Below are 19,799 nucleotides of genomic sequence, written 5' to 3'. Positions count from 1 at the left end.
AGGCTGACAACAGAAAAATGAGGAGTCAAAGATGTCTCTTGGAATAGTTTTCCTTTCCGAAGTATTCGGAACCATGATGCTGACCCTGCTGGGTTGTGGCGTCGTGGCCAACGTTGCGCTCAAAGGCACCAAGGGCAACAACGGTGGATTCTTGATGGTGACCTGGGGCTGGGGTATTGCGGTCTTCGCGGGCGTTTTCGTGGCCGCCAAGTCCGGTGCGCACCTGAACCCGGCTGTCACCTTGGGCCTGCTCGTCAAGGGAAGCAAGGAATACGCGCCCGATGTCAGCGTGGACTTCGCTTCCACCTTGACGTACTTCGGCGGCGAACTGCTCGGGGCATTCCTCGGCGCCGTTGTTTGCTGGCTCGCTTACAAGCAGCACTTCGATGAGGAGCCGCTGGCAGCCAACAAGCTGGGAACGTTCTCCACCGGGCCTGCCATCCGTTCAACTCCGTGGAACCTCATCACCGAAATCATTGGCACGTTCGTCCTGGTTTTCGTCATCCTGACTTTCGGCGGCACCCCCTCGGGCCTGGGCCCGTTGGCGGTGGCGCTGCTCGTGGTCGGTATCGGTGTGTCCATCGGTGGCCCCACCGGTTACGCCATCAACCCGGCACGTGACCTTGGACCCCGCATCGCGCACGCCATCCTCCCCATCAAGGGCAAGGGTTCCAGCGACTGGGCCTACTCCTGGATCCCTGTCGTCGGGCCCCTTGTCGGCGGTACGCTGGCAGGCCTCATGGCCAACATCGTTCCGGGGATCATGCCGTCCGTCGCCGGCTAGCTTCATACCCCTTACGCGGCAATACGCCCTACCCGATCAATAACCGCCAATAACCACTGAGACAAGGACGTCACCATGAATCAATACGTCATCGCCATCGACCAAGGCACCACCAGCTCCCGCGCCATCGTCTTTGACCACTCCGGCAACATTGTGTCAACGGGACAGATGGAACATGAGCAGATCTTCCCGCAGGCAGGTTGGGTCGAGCACAACCCCGCCGAGATCTGGAACAACACCCGGGAGGTCATAGGTTCCGCGCTGTCCAAGGCGAACCTGACGCGGCACGATATTGCCGCCGTCGGAATCACCAACCAGCGTGAAACCGCCGTGGTCTGGGACAAGAACACGGGCGAGGCGGTTTACAACGCCATCGTCTGGCAGGACACACGGACCCAGCCCATTGTGGACGAGCTTGCCAGGGACGGTGGACCTGAACGGTTCAAGCAAAAGGTCGGCCTTCCCTTGGCCACGTACTTTTCCGGCACCAAGATCAAATGGATCCTGGACAACGTCGACGGCGCCCGCGAACGCGCAGAAGCCGGCGACCTCTTGTTTGGGAACACCGACGCCTGGGTTCTCTGGAACCTGACAGGTGGAGTCGACGGCGGCGTGCACGTCACTGACGTGACCAATGCGTCCCGCACTATGTTCATGGACCTTGAAACGCTGCAATGGGACCAGGAAATTCTTGACGTCTTCGGCGTCCCGGCCTCCATGATGCCCGTCATCAAATCCTCCTCCGAGGTCTACGGACAAGTCCACACCTCCCAGTTGCTGCGCGAAGTTCCCGTGGCCGGCATTCTGGGCGACCAGCAAGCCGCCACATTTGGTCAAGCCGCGTTCCAAGCCGGTGAAGCGAAAAACACCTACGGCACGGGTTGCTTCCTGATCTTCAACACCGGCGAGGAAATCGTTCACTCCAAGAACGGTCTGCTCACCACCTTGGGATACAAGCTCGGCGACGACAAGCCCCACTACGCCCTGGAAGGTTCCATCGCCGTCACCGGTTCCCTGATTCAGTGGCTGCGTGACAACCTCGGCATGATCAGCTCCGCACCCCAGGTGGAAGAACTCGCCGCCGCAGTCCAAGACAACGGTGGCGTGTACATCGTCCCCGCGTTCTCCGGCTTGTTCGCTCCGTATTGGAGGGCTGACGCGCGCGGCGCGATCGTAGGCCTCACCCGATTCGCCAACAAGGGCCACATTGCGCGTGCTGCCCTTGAAGCGACTGCGTTCCAGACCCGCGAGGTACTCGACGCCGTCAACGCCGACTCGGGTGTGCCCCTCACCGAACTGAAGGTCGACGGCGGCATGGTCGCCAACGAGGCACTCATGCAGTTCCAGGCCGACATCCTCGGCGTACCGGTAGTCCGCCCGAAGGTGGTTGAAACCACCGCCCTGGGCGCCGCGTACGCTGCAGGCCTGGCCGTCGGATTCTGGAAGGACCTGGGCGAACTCAGCGCCAACTGGGGCGAGGACAAGCGCTGGGAACCGCAACTGCCTGCCGAAGAGCAGGAGCGCCAGCTGCGGCTCTGGAAGAAGGCCGTAACAAAGTCCATGGATTGGGTCGACGAGGACGTTAAGTAGTTCAAAAAAGGGGCCGATGACTCCCGCCCGCCCGTCCCCAGCTGCTCCCGCCGCTCGCAAGCTCGCGGTGGGGCCCTCGCAGCTCGGGGCCCACCGCGGGTGCCCACCACACCATGGCGGGGAGTCATCGGCCCCTTTTTTGATGCGGGCCGCTGCGCCGCCAACCATGCTTTGTCGGCGAGTGGAAGGATGATCGTGCGCTATTGTAGATCTATGCGTGCGATCCTTCTGCTTAGCTAGCCGCCCGGCAATCAACAGCCGAGCGGCCGCCCCTCCATTGTCGAGGGGCTTTTGTGTGTCCGGGGCTTTACCTGGAGCGCAGCAGGAGGCAAAACCGCCATCGAAGAACAGAAGAGGGCAGCAGTGAGCGTTCAGCCGGAGACAGAGACCGGAACAGCACAGACAGCCGCAGCTGGAGCGCCTGAAGAAGGCGTCTACAGCTTCGCCGCGATGGAAGCCAAGTGGCCGCAGGTCTGGGAAGACCTCAAAGTGTTCACTCCACTTGACGATGGTTCGCGGGAACGCCGCTACGTGCTGGACATGTTCCCCTACCCCTCAGGCGACCTCCACATGGGGCACGCCGAGGCGTTTGCCATGGGCGACGTCGTAGCGCGCTACCTGCGCCAGAAGGGCTACGACGTCCTGCACCCCATCGGTTGGGACTCGTTCGGCCTCCCCGCTGAGAACGCGGCCATTAAGCGCAACGCCCACCCCAGCGAGTGGACCTACGCCAACATCGACACCCAGGCTGCCTCGTTCAAACGCTACGCCATTTCGGCCGACTGGTCCCGGCGCCTGCATACGTCCGACCCCGAGTACTACCGGTGGACCCAGTGGCTGTTCAAGCGCTTCTATGAGCGTGGCTTGGCGTACCGCAAGGACTCGCCCGTCAACTGGTGCCCCAAGGACCTCACCGTCCTCGCGAACGAGCAAGTAGTCAACGGTGCCTGTGAGCGCTGTGGCACGGCAGTCACCAAGAAGTCCCTGAACCAGTGGTACTTCAAGATCACCGAGTACGCCGACCGCCTGCTCGAGGACATGGACCAGCTCCAGGGCCATTGGCCCGAGCGCGTGCTGGCCATGCAGCGGAACTGGATCGGCCGCTCCGAGGGCGCCCACGTCCGCTTTGTCATCGAGGGCACCCAGGACCGTGCAGAGCGCGAAGTCACCGTCTTCACCACCCGCCCGGACACCCTTTACGGCGCAACATTCTTCGTGGTTGCTGCGGATGCGCACTTGGCCCTGGACCTCGTCACACCTGAACAGCATGACGAACTCATGGCCTACCGGGAAAAGGTCAAGGCCCTCTCCGAGATCGAGCGCCAGTCCACCGAGCGCGAGAAAACCGGTGTCTTTACCGGACGCTACGCCATCAATCCGCTCAACGGTGAGAAGCTTCCTGTTTGGGCAGCCGACTACGTTCTGGCCGACTACGGCACTGGAGCCATCATGGCTGTTCCGGCGCACGACCAACGCGACCTCGATTTCGCCAAGGCGTTTGGCCTGCCCGTGCGCGCCGTACTTGATACAGGCGAGGAAGACCCCGCCGAGACCGGTGTGGCCACTGCGGGCGAAGGACAGCTCAAGAACTCCGGCGACTTGGATGGCCTATCCAAGTCGGAGGCCATCCCGGCCGCCATCGGGATCCTGGAGAAGTTGGGAACCGGCGAGAAGTTCGTCAACTTCCGGCTCCGCGACTGGCTGCTCAGCCGCCAGCGTTTCTGGGGCACGCCCATCCCGATCATTCACTGCGCCGAATGCGGCGAAGTGCCCGTTCCCGACGACCAATTGCCCGTGAAGCTGCCCGAAGACCTGCGCGGAGAGGCGCTGGCGCCCAAGGGCACCTCACCGCTGGCCGCCGCCGTCGAATGGGTCAACGTCGAGTGCCCCAACTGTGGCAGGGCAGCGCAGCGCGACACGGACACCATGGACACGTTCGTGGACTCTTCCTGGTACTTCCTGCGGTTCGTCTCGCCCCACTACACCGAGGGCCCGTTTGATCCGGCGAAGATCAATGACTGGATGCCCGTGGGGCAGTACGTGGGCGGCGTGGAGCACGCCATCCTGCATCTGCTCTACGCCCGGTTCTTTACCAAGGTCATCAAGGACATCGGCCTGATCGACGCCAGCGAGCCCTTCAGCGCGCTGCTCAACCAGGGCCAGGTGCTCAATGGCGGCAAGGCCATGAGCAAGTCGCTTGGCAATGGTGTGGACCTTGGCGAGCAGTTGGACAAGTTCGGCGTTGACGCCGTTCGCCTGACCATGGTCTTCGCCTCGCCACCTGAGGACGATGTTGACTGGGCGGACGTCTCGCCGTCCGGTTCGGCCAAGTTCCTGGCCCGTGCCTGGCGCCTGGGCCAGGACGTCACCAGCGAACCCGGAACCGATGCCAGTGCCGGTGACCGCGCCTTGCGCACGGTGACCCACAAGACCATCGCTGATGCCGCTGAACTGTTGGACAACAACAAGTTCAACGTCGTAGTGGCACGGCTCATGGAGTTGGTCAACGCGACGCGTAAGACCATCGACTCCGGAGCGGGTGGAGCAGACCCTGCCGTGCGCGAGGCAGTTGAGGCCGTCGCTGTGATCCTGAGCCTTTTTGCCCCGTACACGGCAGAAGATCTCTGGAACACGCTGGGACACCCGGCCTCCGTGGCCAATGCCGGCTGGCCGAAGCACGACGACGCCCTGCTCGTCCAGGACACCGTCACCGCCGTTGTGCAGGTCCAGGGCAAGGTCCGCGACAGGCTCGAAGTATCGCCGGACATCAGCGAGGACGAACTGCGCGAACTGGCACTCGCATCCGAAAATGTCCAGCGCGCTATGGACGGCCGTGGCATCCGCACCGTAATCGTGAGGGCGCCTAAACTGGTGAACATCGTCCCCGCCTAACCAGGCATCACGGACTTTGCGGCCGCCGGCATTGTGCCGGCGGCCGGTCACCATTGTTGGAGGTTGCGTGCCCGAGCGAGAACCACCTGCCTGGATGTGGCTCAAGGAACGGCTGTCCCGCCTCCGGCAGCCGGCGCTCCCGGTTCCCATTGCCGATGAGGCGCTCCCCGCCGTAGTAAAGACCGCCGTGGTAACTGATTCGGCAGCCGCCCTGCCAGCGGACTGGGTGGCGGCCTTTGCCGCGGACGGGCGCCTGGCCGTCGTTCCCATGCCGGTCATGGTGGGGAGCGAAATCTACGGTGAGGGTGAAGACGACATCACCGAAACGTTGGCCGTTGCCTTGGCGTCGGGCGCATCCGTGAAGACATCCCGGCCCTCGCCCGGCCAGTTTGAACAGGCTTATCGTGCCGCGCAGAACCGCGGGTTCGAAGCCGTGGTGTCCATCCATATTTCCGCCGAATTGTCCGGAACCGCCGATGCCGCGCGTCTTGCTGCGGCACGGGTTGGTATCCCGGTGGAGGTACTGGACTCACGCACCGTCGGAATGGCGCAAGGCATGGGAGTGCAGAGCGCCGTGGTTGCTGCGGCCGCTGGCCTGCCCGCAGCTGAAGTCCGCGCTTTTGCGGAAAAGCGCATGGAACGTACCAAGGTCTACTTCTACGTTCCGAGCCTGGAGCAGCTCAGGCGTGGGGGACGCATTGGAGCCGCGGCATCGCTGCTGGGGACGGTGCTGGCCATCAAGCCAATACTTGCGGTCGACGGCGGCAGGATCGTTCCGTTGGAAAAGGTCCGCTCCGCTGTGCGTGCTGTAGCCCGGCTTGAGGAGATCGTGGCAGCTGATGTCGCTTCCAGGCCTGCCGGTCAGCAACGGCTGGCAGTTCATCACTTTGGTAACCAGCTGGAGGCCGAAGCGTTGGCCGCACGCCTTCGGGACAAATGCCCGGACTGTCCTCCCGCCCAGATCAGCGCCCTCCCCGCAGTCCTCGCGGCGCACGCGGGTTTGGGTGTCCTGGCGGTTATCGTGGGGGAGAGCAGCACACCCACGTGAGCTTTTCCACATAGCCCAAGAGGCCCGGTGCACTCCTTTCGCGTCCCTCGTAGGCTCGAACCATGCCACGCTGGAATCGGGATGGGTCCCCAGACGCCGCAGCACTGGCAGCCAGACGGCGGCTCGCGGCGGGACTGAACCCTCCGGATGATCCGGCTCCCTTGCTTGCCATGCCTCCGCTCGAAGAGCCCGCGCCGGAGGCTTCGGCTTCGGACCCCCTCCAAGGCCAAGAGACAATGGCGGCGCGGTTTCGGTGGCGAACGTCCTGGAGGGTTGCGGTTGCGGTGTCGGTAGTTGGTGCCGCCTGCGCGGCGTGGTTCCTTCTCCAGGCGGCCACCGGGCAACCCACTACAGAGCCCCTGAGTCAGTCGGTACCGGTCGAGGGAAGCGTGACTGAAGGTGACGGGCTGAATTCCACTGGACCGACGCCGCCGTCTCAAAACACGAAGATGCTGCTGGTCCATGTTGCCGGTGCGGTACAGAAACCCGGTGTCGTTTCGCTTGCAGAAGGAAGCCGGGTCTTTCAGGCGATCGATGCTGCAGGCGGGGCAACCGCCACTGCTGACCTAAATGGCCTTAATCTCGCGGAAGTAGTCACAGACGGGGCAAAGATCCATGTTCCGGCTGTGGGGGAGGCGTCCCAGCAGGAGACTTCCCAGGAGACAGGGAGCGGAAACGGCGCAGGTGGGCCGGCAGAGACCCAGGTCAGCCCGGGATCCGGAGGCGCCAAGGTCAACATCAACACTGCCTCCGTGGAAGAGCTCGGGACACTGCCCAGGGTTGGTCCCGTGATGGCCCAGCGCATCGTAGATTGGCGCAAGGAGCACGGAGCGTTTGCCTCGGTGGAAGAGTTGGATGCCATTGATGGCATCGGACCCAAGCTCATGGAGTCGCTCCAGGATTTGGTGACGGTGCAGGGTGGCTGAGGATTCACACGGAAATCCCTGGCTGAGGCGTCTGGATCTCCGTCTGGTCCCTGCCGTTCTTGTCACCTGGGCCGCGGCACTTGCCTGCGGTGTTCTCGCCGCTGCGTGGTCGGCGACTATAGGCGTAGTCCTTGCCGGTGTTGCCAGCGCCTTGCTGCTCTCTTCGCGCCTGCGGGCAACGCGGACGTCACGCGCCAGGACAGTTCCGGCCACTCTCGCCTTGGCCTGTGTGCTGGGTGCTGTGGCTGCTGGTCATTGTGCCTTGGCTGCCGGCAAGCGGGACCAAGGCCCCCTCGCCGCAGCCGTCGACGCCCACGCTGGCGTGGTCATCCAGGTCCGGGTCACTGGCAGTCCTTCAGAGGCGCCCCAACCCGGGCACTCCGGCGACACCCGATGGTCGGTTCCGGCCAGCCTGGTCGACCTTACCTCCGGAGGGAATGTCATTCGAGGTTCTGCTTCCCTTGTGGTCATTGGCGACGATGCGTGGCGGGACGTACGCCCGGGACAGCACGTGAGAGCAACCGGCACGCTGAATGAGATCCGGCCCGGACAATCAGAAGCGGCGATACTGACAGCCACCACCGGACCGGTTGTGATGGGCTCTGCCTTCGACCTGCAAGACGTGGCCGCCCAGCTGCGCGGGCAGTTACGCGAAGCTGCAAGTTGGTTGCCTCCTGATGCTGCCGGTCTGCTGCCAGGTATGGTGACTGGCGACACCAGCGAGCTTCCGGAGAGCCTTGAAGCGGACATGAAGACAACCGGGATGGTCCACCTAACAGCTGTAAGTGGGGCGAATTGCAGCTTAATTTTGGGCGGCTTCATCCTGGTTGCCAGAAGCCTGGGACTGGCTCGTCCGTTCGCTGCCGCTTTCGCAGGGTGTGGGCTTGCTGCGTTCGTAGTGCTGGTAGGGCCGGAGCCCAGCGTCCTGCGCGCGGCGCTCATGGGACTGGTCGGGATGGCTGCATTGACAGGCGGGCTGCGGGGAAGGCCGCTGACTTTCCTATGCTTGGCTACGGTTGTTCTTCTCCTGCTGGATCCCACCCTAGCCAGCAACTTTGGCTTCCTCCTCTCCGTCCTGGCTACGCTTGGCATCGTGCTGCTCGCGGGCCGGATAGCGTCGTGGTTTCCTGACACCATTCCCAAGTGGTTGGCAGTAGGGGTTTCCGTGCCCCTGTCCGCCCAGGTGCTCTGTGGGCCAGTCATCGTTGCACTCCAACCCCAGTTCTCGCCGTATGCACTCCTTGCAAACGTGATGGCTGGTCCGCTCGTGGCTCCCGTGACGATTTTGGGGACCCTGGCCGTGCCGCTCTCCGCGATCCATCCCTGGGCTGCGGCAATCCCCATCGCCCTGGCGGGTGCCAGCGCCAGCGGTGTGGCGGGCATAGCAAGGTGCCTTGCCGGACTACCCGGCGCGGCACTCCCGTGGGCGGAAGGTCCGGCGGGCATTGGTGCCATGACCGTTTCCTCGGTGGTCACCATACTCGTTGTCTGGACAGCCCTGCATCCAAGCGGTGTGCTCCGGAGGATCATGGTCGTTCACCACCGCCTGATGGTTGTGTTGGAAAGGCTGGACAAGAACGCAAGGCGGCTGCCTGTTCGGGTTGCTGCGCATCCGCCCAGGGTGGGACGAGCCGCGCGCGACCGCCAAGGCATGGCAGACTTGAAGTCTGCAAAAAATCCTCCGGAAGGAACCAACTGTGGCTGCTGCCCAAAACACCCGGGCCAAGAGCGTCGCTGCCAACACCGTCAGTTGGCGGGACGCGACGCCGGCCGCGGTGGTGCTGATCACGGGCCCGGAAGAATACCTCGGTATCAGGGCCATGGACCGCATCAGATCCCTCGTCCGGACGGCAACACCTGATGTTGAACTCAGCAGGCTGAATGCTGGTGCCTACGAGGCCGGTTCCCTGGCGATGACCGTAACCCCATCTCTGTTCGGCGAGGGAAAGCTGATCGAAGTAGAGGGCTTGGAAGCCATGAATGATGCGTTCCTGGCTGACTCTTTGTCCTACTTGTCCCATCCCGAGCAGGATGTGGTTTTGGTGCTGCGCCATGCCGGCGGTGTTCGCGGGAAGAAATTGCTGGACGCCGTGAAATCCGCTGGATGGCCTGTGATCGATTGCCAGCCTCTTAAGAAGGATGCGGACAAAACTGCGTTTGTTGTCTCGGAGTTCAAAGCCGGTGGTCGCCGGATTGAAGGCGAAGCCGTCCAGGCCCTCGTCAATGCGGTGGGAGCCAATCTGTCCGAGCTTGCGGCCGCCTGCAACCAGCTGATTGCCGACGCCACCACAGCTGTCACGGCCGAAACCGTGGAGCGCTACTACGGTGGCCGGGTGGAAGCTACGGCTTTCAAGGTGGCCGATGCTGCCATGGCCGGCAACGGACCAGTGGCTTTGTCCACCTTGCGGCATGCCCTGTCCACCGGGGTTGATCCAGTCCCCTTGGTGGCTGCGCTTGCGGCGAAACTGCGGACGCTGGCAAAGGTTGCTGGAGCCAACGGGTCCCCGGCCACCATCGCCAGGAACCTGGGAATGCAGCCCTGGCTCGTGGAGCAGGCCCAGCGCGATGTCCGCCGTTGGACCCCGGAAGGCCTGATCCGCTCCATCCAAGTCATCGCCGAGGCGGATGCCCAGGTGAAGGGTGAGTCGCGTGACCCGGTCTACGCCGTGGAGCACGCGGTCACGGTGATCGCCACGTCGGCCAGCCGCCGCTGAAGCCGGCGCGTTCACGGCGGTTTTCGGTTAAACCCAAAAGGCCGGCGCCCGTGGGTGCCGGCCTTTTGATCAGCTCAGTCGAACTGGAAAAACCTTAGAGTGCGTTGACCTTCTTGGAGATCGCCGACTTGCGGTTTGCAGCGTTGTTCTTGTGAATAACGCCCTTGCTGACAGCCTTGTCCAGCTTCCGGCTGGCAGCAACAAGTGCAGTTGCAGCAGCATCCTTGTCAGCAGACTCAACGGCGTTGGCAACGGCGCGGATGGCCGTCTTCAGCTCGGACTTGACGGCGTTGTTACGCAGGCGAGCCTTCTCGTTGGTGAGGATGCGCTTCTTCTGGGACTTGATATTAGCCACGTATGAACTCTCTTTTTAATGCGGAAATGGTCTAGAGGGTTTTCAGGTTGGCCATCGACTGAGCGGCGTGGGGATGCCTATGGCAGCCAACCATGAGTGGCCGTCGACCTGCACGGACACACAGCTATAAAGGATAGCAGAAAGCGCGGCCCAGTGTGGACGCGCTGGTCAGCTCCAGCCGTGTCGGTCCCTCAGGGCGCGGGAAATCTCAAGAAATGCCGGCTTGCCGAGGACTGCACCTTCACGCCGGATCGCCTCCGGGTTCACCCGGATCACGCGGTCAATTTTGACTTCACTCGGCCGCCCTTGACGGTCCCACTGGCCCACTCCAACATCAACGTAATCGCCGGCGCGCCCGCCGTTGTCGTGGTCCTTGGACGTCAGCATGAGGCCCAGCAGCCACTCGCCATCCCTGCCAACCAACAGCACAGGGCGATCCTTGCCCTGCGAGAAATCCTCTTCGAACGGGACCCAGGTCCACACAATTTCTCCCGGATCGGGCCGCCCATCCGGTTTGGGGGAGTAGTGCAGTTTTGCTGCTCCCACGAAGTCGCCGGGGTAGTCGCCCGGGAAGGCAGCCGGTTGAGGCCCCAAGGCGGATTGCCGGCTCTTCTGCCTCGGGAAACCAGCGGGAGCGTTGTTCCTGCTACTGGTGCTGCTGCCGCCAAGTGTCTTGAGGGATCGAAGGATGAGTTTGCCCAGTGGGCGCAAGTCCAAAGCCATGCGGACAACGCTACCGCGATGGTCCGGCGAGCGAACGTACGCGGCGCTTCATCGAGACCGGCAGGAATGTACGGGGAACCGCAGGTTCGTGGGAGACTAGAGGATCAGATGCGCGGCGTGTCCCGGCTGGCCTTTGCCCAGCCGGTGGATATGCCGCGTGAGTGTCGACAGTAAGGATCCTGCGTGTCTCCCATGGCCCGCACCGCACCGGTGCCCGCCGCAACAGATCCGGCCATCATCCGGAACTTCTGCATCATTGCCCACATCGACCACGGTAAGTCCACCCTGGCCGACCGCATGCTGCAGTACACCGGCGTCGTTCAACAGCGCGACATGAAGGCCCAGTATCTGGACCGTATGGACATCGAACGTGAGCGCGGCATCACCATCAAGTCCCAGGCAGTACGTATGCCATGGGAACTCGATGGCACCAGCTATGCCCTCAACATGATCGATACTCCTGGCCACGTCGACTTCACCTATGAGGTGTCGCGCTCCCTGGCAGCCTGTGAAGGTGCCGTGCTGCTGGTTGATGCAGCGCAGGGTATCGAAGCCCAGACGCTTGCCAACCTTTACCTGGCGATGGAGAACAACCTCACCATCATCCCCGTGCTGAATAAGATCGACCTTCCGGCTGCCCAGCCTGAAAAGTATGCGGCAGAACTGGCCAACCTTATTGGCGGAGACCCGGATGATGTCCTGAAGGTTTCGGGTAAGACCGGTGTGGGCGTGGAAGCGCTGCTGGACAAGATCGTCCGCGACCTCCCGGCCCCCGTCGGCAATCCCGACGCACCGGCACGTGCCATGATCTTCGACTCCGTCTATGACACCTACCGTGGCGTGGTCACCTACGTCCGCGTTGTGGATGGCATGCTGCATCCGCGGGAACGCATCCAGATGATGTCAACACGGGCCACGCACGAGCTCCTGGAGATCGGTGTGAGTTCCCCGGAGCCCACACCGTCCAAGGGCCTCGGAGTCGGTGAAGTGGGTTACCTCATCACCGGTGTGAAGGATGTTCGCCAGTCCAAGGTGGGCGATACCGTAACCAACCTCGCCAAGCCGGCATCGGAGTCGCTCAGCGGCTACGCCGACGCCAAGCCGATGGTGTTCTCGGGTCTGTACCCGCTCGATGGAACTGACTACCCCGTTCTCCGCGATGCCCTCGAGAAACTGATGCTGAACGACGCCGCCCTGGTCTACGAGCCCGAGACGTCTGCTGCCCTGGGCTTTGGCTTCCGCGTTGGCTTCCTGGGTTTGCTGCACCTCGAAATCACCCGTGAGCGCCTCGAGCGCGAGTACAACCTGGACCTCATCTCCACAGCTCCCAACGTTGAGTATGAGGTCACGCTGGAGGACAAGAAGGTGGTCCACGTGACCAACCCCAGCGAATATCCCACAGGCAAGATCGCAGAAGTCCGCGAGCCCATGGTGTCCGCTACGATCCTGGCGCCCAACGAGTTCGTGGGATCCATTATGGAGCTCTGCCAGAGCCGCCGTGGCCAGATGCGTGGCATGGACTACTTGTCAGAAGACCGCGTGGAACTGCGCTACTGGATCCCGCTGGCGGAAATCGTCTTCGACTTCTTCGACCTCCTGAAGTCCAAGACACGCGGTTACGCATCCCTGGACTGGAAAGCCGACGGCGAACAGGTCGCGGACCTTGTGAAGGTGGACATCCTTCTCCAGGGCGAGCAAGTGGATGCTTTCAGTGCCATCACCCACCGTGACAAGGCCTACGCCTATGGTGTGATGATGACCGGCAAGCTGCGCGAACTCATCCCGCGTCAGCAGTTCGAGGTGCCCATCCAGGCTGCCATCGGATCGCGCATCATTGCCCGGGAAAGCATTCGGGCCATCCGCAAGGACGTTCTTGCCAAGTGCTACGGCGGTGACATCACCCGTAAGCGCAAGCTGCTTGAGAAGCAGAAGGAAGGCAAGAAGCGCATGAAGATGGTGGGCCGGGTTGAAGTGCCCCAGGAGGCTTTCATTGCCGCGCTGACCACCGACGAGTCCAAGGACAAGGCCAAGAAGTAGATGCCCAGCGTCCTTCCTTTGGGCGACCCGGCACCTGCGGATGGTTTGTTGCCTCCGCAGGTGCTGACCGGCGTCGAGCACCGCAAGTTCGGGCTGTACGTGCATATCCCGTTCTGCGCGGTGCGGTGCGGCTATTGCGACTTCAATACCTATACGGCCACGGAGCTCGGCGGTGGGGCGTCGCAGGATGCTTATGCCCAAACGGCCGTCACGGAGCTGGACTTCGCGGCAACGGCCCTGAATGCTTCCGGCTTGCCGGAGCGGCCCCTGAGCACCGTATTCTTCGGCGGGGGAACACCCACGTTGCTCCCTGCCGAGGACTTGGCACGTATCCTGCGCGCCGCCGTCGGGCATTGGGGACTTGAGCCGGGCATAGAGGTGACCACCGAAGCCAACCCCGACTCTGTGACGCCGGAATCGCTCAAGGTGCTCGCTGATGCCGGCTTTACGCGCGTCTCCTTCGGCATGCAGTCCGCGGTACCGCACGTGCTCAAAGTGCTGGATCGCACCCATACGCCCAGCCGTGTTCCGCTGGTGGTCCAGTGGGCGCGCGAGGCTGGCCTGGCCGTTAGCCTTGACCTCATCTACGGCACGCCGGGAGAGTCGATGGCGGATTGGCAACTGTCCCTTGAGACTGCCCTCTCCTACGAACCCGACCACATCAGCGCGTATGCCCTGATCGTGGAGGACGGCACAAAGCTGGCGGCCCAAATCCGCCGCGGCGAAGTCCCGGGAATCGACGACGACGACCACGCCGCCAAATATGAGCTCGCTGACAAATTGATCTCCGAAGCCGGCCTGACTTGGTATGAGGTCAGCAATTGGTCGAAAACGCCTGAACAAGCCTGCCGTCACAACCTTGCCTATTGGCGGGGCGATGACTGGTGGGGTATTGGTCCCGGTGCCCACTCCCACGTGGGCGGTGTCCGCTGGTGGAACGTTAAGCACCCCACGGCTTACGCCAACAGGCTGGCTGCAGGAGACTCGCCGGCAGCCGGCAGGGAAACTCTCGACGCCGACACCCGGGAAGTCGAGCGCATCATGCTTGAGGCGCGGCTCGGTACAGGGCTAGCGGTGGATGCGTTGGACAAAGTCGGCCGCCATGCGATGGCGGGACTTATCGCTGAAGAGCTGGTGGACCCGGTTGCGGCCTTCAAGGGTCGCCTGGTTCTTACGCTCAAAGGCCGGCTACTGGCGGACGCCGTGGTGCGCAGGATTCTGCCGGACTAACCGTCGGAAGAATCCTGCGGTGGCCCGGGACTACTTAATCCAGCGCAGGTTGAGCTTGTAGCGGTGGGGCTGCCCGTGGTTGACACGAATACCAGCCGAGACTGAGAAGCACGTAAGTGCTACCCAGATGCCCGTGGCGATGACTGCAAAGATATTTCCCACCACTGGAAGCAGAACAAGGATATTCGCCAGGACTGCTGCGATGGTCGGAGGGAGCGTGAAGTTCAGGGCTTCCTTGGATTCCTGCGCCGTAAACGGCCCGCGATCACGGAAGATCAGATAGATCAGCAGGGAGGGCAGGCATCCCAGAATTCCCCCGAAGTGCGCAAGGGTGGCCCACTGGCGGTCTTCGCTTGCCGTCAGTGGGAGTGCGTTTGCGGGCGCGCCATGGTACTGGGGCTGGCCTGCGGCGCTGCCCGGTTCTTCAGGAGCGTTCTCTGCCACGGTGTCTTCCCTTTGCTGTAAAGATGCTGCAGTGTTGCTGTCCCAGAATACTGGGTTCCGGGTCATCCCGGGACCAACGCCCCGTTACGTTCCCGGGAAAAGTGCGTTCAGGAAACGTAAATTCAGGACAAGACCGTCAGGCAGTGGTGAGGAAATCGATGACTTCCTCCACCCTTCCCAGCAGCGAGGCTTCCAGATCGGCGTAGGTGCGGACCGCACCAAGCAGGCGCTGCCAGCCGAGTCCAATGTCTTCGGCGGTTTCGTGCGGCCAACCGAAAGCGGTCAATATTCCGGTCTTCCAGTCAGTGCCGCGTGGAACGTCCGGCCACCGCTCAATACCCAGCACTTTTGGCCGGATCGCTTGCCAGACGTCTACGTACGGATGGCCGACGATCAGCACGTTTCCGGCGGCTCCGGGCACCGTCATGGCTTCTGCGGCGATGCGTGATTCCTTTGAGCCCGCTACCAGATGGTCTACCAGGATCCCAAGCCTGCGGCCGGGCCCGGGTGAGAACTCTGCGATCGCTGACCTGAGGTCGTCCACGCCGTGCAGCGGCTCTACGACGATGCCCTCAATGCGGAGATCATCGCCCCAGACTTTCTCCACCAGTTCGGCGTCGTGCTTGCCTTCCACCCAAATACGGCTCGCCTTGGCCACCTGGGCACGCTGGCCCAGGACCCTGACGGACCCGGATGCCGTTCGACCCGGCTGCAGAGATGAACCAGGAGTCGAACCAGGAGCCTTTGCCGCCGGCGGCATGAGGCGGATGGCCTGTCCTTCAAGCAGGAAACCGAATCCGAGCTGGAAGGACTTGGTTTTACCACGCCGGTCCTCAAGGGAGACGATGTGCATTCCCCCCGATTTCTCCACGCGGGTGACTTCGCCCACCCAGCCGGACTGGACGTCTTCAAGGACCATCCCGCGCTGGACGGCTACCTCGGGGAGCTGGCGTTTGGCAGGAGCGGACAGATCCTGCGGGCCCCACGTATCGAAAGCCAAGGACTTCATACCCCTTTGTGCTGGTTGTGCTGGGAATAACTCCCGCGGGCGGTTTCAATGCTAGCAACGTGCTGGCTCATACTAGACTTGTTAGCACTTGGGCATGTTGAGTGCTAAGTATTGGTCCGAAAAGCTATCGGTCCTACACAGGCCGGGACAGTCGTCAGGAGGTGTTGCAATGAGTGAGCCACGCAAGCTTGAAGTACTGCGCGCAATTGTTGAGGATTATGTGCATTCCCGTGAGCCGGTTGGATCCAAGGCACTTGTGGAGCGGCACCATCTCGGCGTTTCAAGCGCCACCATCCGAAACGACATGGCCGTACTTGAAGAAGAGGGCCTGATCGCGGCGCCGCACACCAGTGCCGGCCGGATCCCAACGGACAAGGGCTATCGGCTGTTCGTGGACAGGATCTCGCAGGTCAAGCCGTTGTCCGCCGCGGAGCGTCGAGCCATCCACTCGCTGCTGGAAGGGCCGGACGACCTCGATGACATCCTTGAGCGCACCGTCAGGCTCCTGTCGCAACTGACCAACCAGGTCGCCGTCGTACAGTACCCGCACTCCAACCGCGCACTTGTCCGTCACGTTGAATTTGTCCTCCTGGCGCCCAAGCAGGTGCTGGTGGTCCTCATCGCAGATACAGGAAGCGTTGGCCAGAAGGTCATCGAGGCTGGCTCCGATGTCAGCAACGAGGCCCTGATGGCACTGCGCTCCCGGTTCCTTGGCAGTATCGCGGGAACCCAGCTGGCGCTGCTGCCGCAGGTGCTGCCATCCGTCGTGGCGCTGTGCCCGCCGGACCTTCGCGCACTCGCGCAGCATCTTGCCCATGGTCTCCAGGCTTTGAGCGACACCAGCCGTGAAGAGCGCATCGTCATGGCCGGAACAGCCAACCTTGCCCGCTCCAATGTGGATTTCCCGTTGAGTATCGGGCCAGTGCTGGAAGCTCTTGAGGAACAAGTTGTCATGCTCCGGTTGTTGTCCGATATGGGGGATGATCCCCGCGGCGTGACAGTCAGCATCGGACGCGAGAATCCTTACGACGGCCTGGCCGAGGCCTCGGTCGTGGCAACGGGGTACGGCTCCGGAGCCAAGGTCGGAATCCTCGGACCAACCCGGATGGACTATCCCACCACCATGGCTGCCGTGCGCGCCGTGGCCCGCTACCTTTCCCGCATTCTCGGCGGCTGACGCCGGCCCCGAGGTAAGAACCGCTTTACAACAAGGAAGAGATACCGACTTTGAGCAGCCACTATGACGTTTTGGGAGTCTCGCCGGAAGCCACCGGGGAAGAGATCAAAAAGGCGTACCGCAAGTTGGCGCGAAAGCTTCACCCGGACGTCAACCCCGGGGAGGATGTCGCGGAGCAGTTCAAAGCCGTGACGCATGCTTACGAAGTGCTGTCCGACCCCCAGAAGCGTCGCGTCTACGATGCCACCGGCAACGAGAATGGCACTGACAACGGCTTCGGCGGCGGCTACTCAGGCCAAGGCTTTGCCTTCCAGGACATCTTCGACACCTTCTTCGGCGGTGGCGGCGGACACGCTGGACCAGCCTCCCGTGTGCGTCGGGGCCAGGATGCACTCATCAGCGTCCGCATCGACCTCAAAGACGCCGTGTTCGGTGTCAACAAGAAGCTCGAAGTTGATACGGCAGTGGTTTGCCCCACGTGTGATGGCAGCTGCTGCCGGCCGGGCACCCACCCGGAGCGTTGTGACATTTGTGGCGGCAGTGGCCAGGTCCAGAGGGCCGTTCGATCCATCCTGGGCCAGGTCATGACCACCGCCCCCTGTGGTTCCTGCGAAGGCTTCGGTACCGTCATCAAGGATCCCTGCAATGAGTGCAACGGCCAGGGCCGCATCCGTAGCCGCCGGTCCCTCACCATCAAGGTACCCGCCGGTGTTGCCACGGGTACGCGGATCCAGCTCTCCGGCCAAGGCGAAGCAGGACCGGCAGGCGGACCTGCCGGCGACCTCTACGTAGAGATCCGCGTCAACAGTGACTCCACCTATATCCGTGAAGGCGACGATCTGCACGCAACACTGAGCGTTCCGATGACGGCCGCTGCTTTGGGTACGGAACTGAGCCTGGAAACCTTTGACGGGCCCCAGGAGATCGACGTCAAGGCCGGCACCCAGTCCGGCGAGGTCATCACGCTTCGCGGTTTGGGTGTTACCCACCTCAGGGGCTACGGTCGCGGCGATCTCAAGGTGCACCTGCACGTTGAGACGCCGGTCAAGCTGGATCCGGCACAGGAAGAGCTTCTGCAGCAGCTTGCCAAGTTGCGGGGCGAGCAGTTCAGCGAAGGCAAACTCGTGGCCAGCGGCGGCATGTTCGCCAAGCTGCGGGACAAGCTCGGTAACCTGTAGCGGTGAGCAACCCCGTTTTCTTCACGCCTGCCGGGACCCTGGACGGTGTTGAGCCGGGCGCGTTGTTCGTCATCGACGGTGCGGAAGCCCGGCATGCCGTGACGGTGAAGCGCCTCACCGTCGGTGAGGCCGTGGACATTGCCGATGGCGCAGGAGCCCGCCTGACAGGCACGGTGGCAGAGGCCGGCCCTGGAAGTTTGTCCGTCATGGCATCCAGTGTGATTTTCGAGGACCAGCCGGATGTGCGTTTGGTGCTTGTCCAGGCATTGGCCAAGGGTGACCGCGACGAGTTGGCTATTGAAACGGCCACCGAACTGGGCATTGATGCAGTGATCCCTTGGCAGGCCGAGCGATCCATTGTCCGCTGGAAGGGGGATCGCGCTGCAAAGGCCCACGCCAAGTGGCAGTCTGTGGTCACTGCCGCGGCCAAGCAGGCCCGCAGGGCATGGATACCCGAGGTACGTCCCATCCTGGATTCCGCGGCGCTGGCAAAGGCTGTTGCTGCCGCAGACCTGGCTGTGATCCTTCACGAGGACGCCAAGAACCCTTTGCGGACCGTCCTTGAAGCGCCGCTCGTGGCTGAAGGCGGCGGGCTGGAGTCGCCGCGTGAAGTCCTCTTGATCGTGGGGCCGGAAGGTGGCATCTCGCCGCGCGAGGTGACGCGCCTCAGCGACGCCGGGGCGGTCACGGCTCTCTTGGGCCACCACGTCCTGAGGTCATCGACGGCGGGACCCGCCGCCGTCGTACTCGCCTCCGACGTCCTGGGCCGCTGGTAGGCCGTGGGGGCTGGCAGGCGAAACTACCCTGGGGACCCTGGCTCTAGCCGACGCTGAAAAGACGCGTATCCGTGGTGGATGTGTCTGCTTGCCCGGAGTCCTGAACCTGGGTCACGCGTAATTCGTATTTCCCTGGTTTCAGGGTTGCGCTGAAGGAGAACACGCCGAATTGTCCCGGCTCGCCGGTGGCTTTTGTCTGGCCGGTCAACAGGCTGGTTTTCTCACCGCTGCCGTTGTCCCGGAGAATCTGCCAGCTGACGGGCTTGGAGCTGTCAGTGCTGCGGCCATTGAACTTAACGGCGCCGGCGGGCAGCGAGGTGTCCTCCTGCGGGTCGATAATCCACAGTGGCGCAACCAAGGAAGCGTCCCTGGCCATTGGTTGACCGAGCCGCACCTGGCCAAACGCCATGAAATCCGTGTGGCCGTCGACCAGAATGACCACCTGGATTTGCTGCCCTGAATTGATCAGGCCCGACGACGACGCCGCTGCGGTGGCCGTGTAGACCAGCTGCTGTACAGCCCGTTGCGCCATACCTGCATCAAGGTTGGAATTGAAGGCGTCCCGCGAAATATCAACCGTGATCACGTTCTTGCCCGAAATGGAGGTTGCCAGGCTGCCTGGGTCCTGCCAGGGAGTAAAGAAGTCGTGGTCCAACGGCTTTTCGGCCATCATGATCCGCAGTGCTGTGGTGACGGGGTTTCCGTCGCCGGAGATGTCCCTGAATTCGCGGTACAGGTAGACGTCTTCCTTGCTCCGTCCAATCCAGTAAACCGGGATCTTGGTGGACGCCTGGGTGGTCTCCAGGGGAGCATTGCTGGCCGGAGCTTCCTGGACGCTGACGGGCGGCGCGCTGGAGGTAGCTTGGGTGGGTCCACCGTTGGCGATACAGCCGGTCAGCAAAAGGACAGCAAGCAT

At 62.8% G+C, this 19,799-nt stretch carries 17 protein-coding genes; 12 read left to right on the top strand and 5 right to left on the bottom strand.

All coding sequences use genetic code 11. The features are described 5' to 3' along the window. Nucleotides 1-31 precede the first annotated feature (31 nt). The 7 genes from LDN82_RS12605 (at nucleotide 32) to holA (ending at nucleotide 9,954) form a co-directional block, all read left to right on the top strand. Nucleotides 32-784 carry an MIP/aquaporin family protein gene (locus LDN82_RS12605; RefSeq protein WP_224090521.1) on the top strand — a complete coding sequence of 251 codons (753 nt, stop codon included), beginning with the start codon at nucleotides 32-34 and terminating at the stop codon, nucleotides 782-784. Nucleotides 785-859: 75 nt separating this feature from the next. Then, nucleotides 860-2,374, top strand: coding sequence for a glycerol kinase GlpK (gene glpK / locus LDN82_RS12600; protein WP_224164458.1), 1,515 nt, complete (start codon nucleotides 860-862; stop codon nucleotides 2,372-2,374). Between the two features lie 363 nt (nucleotides 2,375-2,737). After that, nucleotides 2,738-5,266: a leucine--tRNA ligase gene (gene leuS, locus LDN82_RS12595; RefSeq protein WP_224164457.1), complete on the top strand. Its 2,529-nt coding sequence runs from the start codon at nucleotides 2,738-2,740 to the stop codon at nucleotides 5,264-5,266. Nucleotides 5,267-5,282: 16 nt separating this feature from the next. Continuing rightward, complete coding sequence (locus LDN82_RS12590; protein ID WP_224164456.1) at nucleotides 5,283-6,314, top strand: DegV family protein; 1,032 nt, start codon at nucleotides 5,283-5,285, stop codon at nucleotides 6,312-6,314. A gap of 62 nt (nucleotides 6,315-6,376) precedes the next feature. Next, nucleotides 6,377-7,240, top strand: coding sequence for a helix-hairpin-helix domain-containing protein (locus tag LDN82_RS12585; RefSeq protein WP_224164455.1), 864 nt, complete (start codon nucleotides 6,377-6,379; stop codon nucleotides 7,238-7,240). After that, complete coding sequence (locus LDN82_RS12580; protein WP_224164454.1) at nucleotides 7,233-9,101, top strand: ComEC/Rec2 family competence protein; 1,869 nt, start codon at nucleotides 7,233-7,235, stop codon at nucleotides 9,099-9,101. The genes LDN82_RS12585 and LDN82_RS12580 overlap by 8 nt, the downstream gene beginning before the upstream one ends. Continuing rightward, a complete protein-coding gene (gene holA, locus LDN82_RS12575) occupies nucleotides 9,061-9,954 on the top strand; it encodes a DNA polymerase III subunit delta (RefSeq protein WP_263422247.1) in 894 nt (297 codons plus the stop codon). The genes LDN82_RS12580 and holA overlap by 41 nt, the downstream gene beginning before the upstream one ends. Before the next feature lie 94 nt (nucleotides 9,955-10,048). Here the strand turns inward: holA and rpsT are convergent, their stop codons facing one another. Both rpsT and LDN82_RS12565 read right to left on the bottom strand, forming a co-directional pair. Further along, nucleotides 10,049-10,309: a 30S ribosomal protein S20 gene (rpsT, locus tag LDN82_RS12570; RefSeq protein WP_216925588.1), complete on the bottom strand. Its 261-nt coding sequence runs from the start codon at nucleotides 10,307-10,309 to the stop codon at nucleotides 10,049-10,051. Between the two features lie 168 nt (nucleotides 10,310-10,477). Then, nucleotides 10,478-11,032 (bottom strand): type II toxin-antitoxin system PemK/MazF family toxin, encoded by a 555-nt coding sequence (locus LDN82_RS12565; RefSeq protein ID WP_224164453.1) that lies wholly within the window; start codon nucleotides 11,030-11,032, stop codon nucleotides 10,478-10,480. 183 nt (nucleotides 11,033-11,215) lie between these two features. Here LDN82_RS12565 and lepA point away from each other — a divergent pair, with 183 nt between their 5' ends. Continuing rightward, nucleotides 11,216-13,069 (top strand): translation elongation factor 4, encoded by a 1,854-nt coding sequence (gene lepA / locus LDN82_RS12560; protein WP_224164452.1) that lies wholly within the window; start codon nucleotides 11,216-11,218, stop codon nucleotides 13,067-13,069. Continuing rightward, the gene (gene hemW, locus LDN82_RS12555) at nucleotides 13,070-14,299 is read left to right on the top strand and encodes a radical SAM family heme chaperone HemW (RefSeq protein WP_224164451.1); all 1,230 of its coding nucleotides are present in this window, start codon (nucleotides 13,070-13,072) and stop codon (nucleotides 14,297-14,299) included. 30 nt (nucleotides 14,300-14,329) lie between these two features. On the opposite strand, the gene LDN82_RS12550 is transcribed toward hemW, so the two are convergent. Then, complete coding sequence (locus LDN82_RS12550; protein ID WP_159699313.1) at nucleotides 14,330-14,743, bottom strand: DUF4870 domain-containing protein; 414 nt, start codon at nucleotides 14,741-14,743, stop codon at nucleotides 14,330-14,332. A gap of 136 nt (nucleotides 14,744-14,879) precedes the next feature. Further along, nucleotides 14,880-15,743 (bottom strand): DUF3097 domain-containing protein, encoded by an 864-nt coding sequence (locus LDN82_RS12545; protein ID WP_224167533.1) that lies wholly within the window; start codon nucleotides 15,741-15,743, stop codon nucleotides 14,880-14,882. A gap of 178 nt (nucleotides 15,744-15,921) precedes the next feature. On the opposite strand from LDN82_RS12545, the gene hrcA reads away from it, so the two are divergent. The 3 genes from hrcA to LDN82_RS12530 are packed head-to-tail and all read left to right on the top strand — an operon-like array spanning nucleotide 15,922 to nucleotide 18,883. Beyond that, nucleotides 15,922-16,929: a heat-inducible transcriptional repressor HrcA gene (gene hrcA / locus LDN82_RS12540; RefSeq protein ID WP_224164450.1), complete on the top strand. Its 1,008-nt coding sequence runs from the start codon at nucleotides 15,922-15,924 to the stop codon at nucleotides 16,927-16,929. 50 nt (nucleotides 16,930-16,979) lie between these two features. Next, nucleotides 16,980-18,107 carry a molecular chaperone DnaJ gene (gene dnaJ / locus LDN82_RS12535; RefSeq protein ID WP_216925593.1) on the top strand — a complete coding sequence of 376 codons (1,128 nt, stop codon included), beginning with the start codon at nucleotides 16,980-16,982 and terminating at the stop codon, nucleotides 18,105-18,107. Nucleotides 18,108-18,109: 2 nt separating this feature from the next. Then, nucleotides 18,110-18,883 carry a 16S rRNA (uracil(1498)-N(3))-methyltransferase gene (locus LDN82_RS12530; protein ID WP_224164449.1) on the top strand — a complete coding sequence of 258 codons (774 nt, stop codon included), beginning with the start codon at nucleotides 18,110-18,112 and terminating at the stop codon, nucleotides 18,881-18,883. A gap of 43 nt (nucleotides 18,884-18,926) precedes the next feature. Here the strand turns inward: LDN82_RS12530 and LDN82_RS12525 are convergent, their stop codons facing one another. After that, nucleotides 18,927-19,799: a GerMN domain-containing protein gene (locus LDN82_RS12525; RefSeq protein WP_224167532.1), complete on the bottom strand. Its 873-nt coding sequence runs from the start codon at nucleotides 19,797-19,799 to the stop codon at nucleotides 18,927-18,929.

Source organism: Arthrobacter sp. StoSoilA2 (assembly GCF_019977195.1).
In the GTDB taxonomy this organism is placed as follows: Bacteria; Actinomycetota; Actinomycetes; order Actinomycetales; family Micrococcaceae; genus Arthrobacter.
The sequence above is the reverse complement of the archived record's forward strand: the minus strand, read 5'-3'. Positions and strand labels throughout refer to the sequence as shown.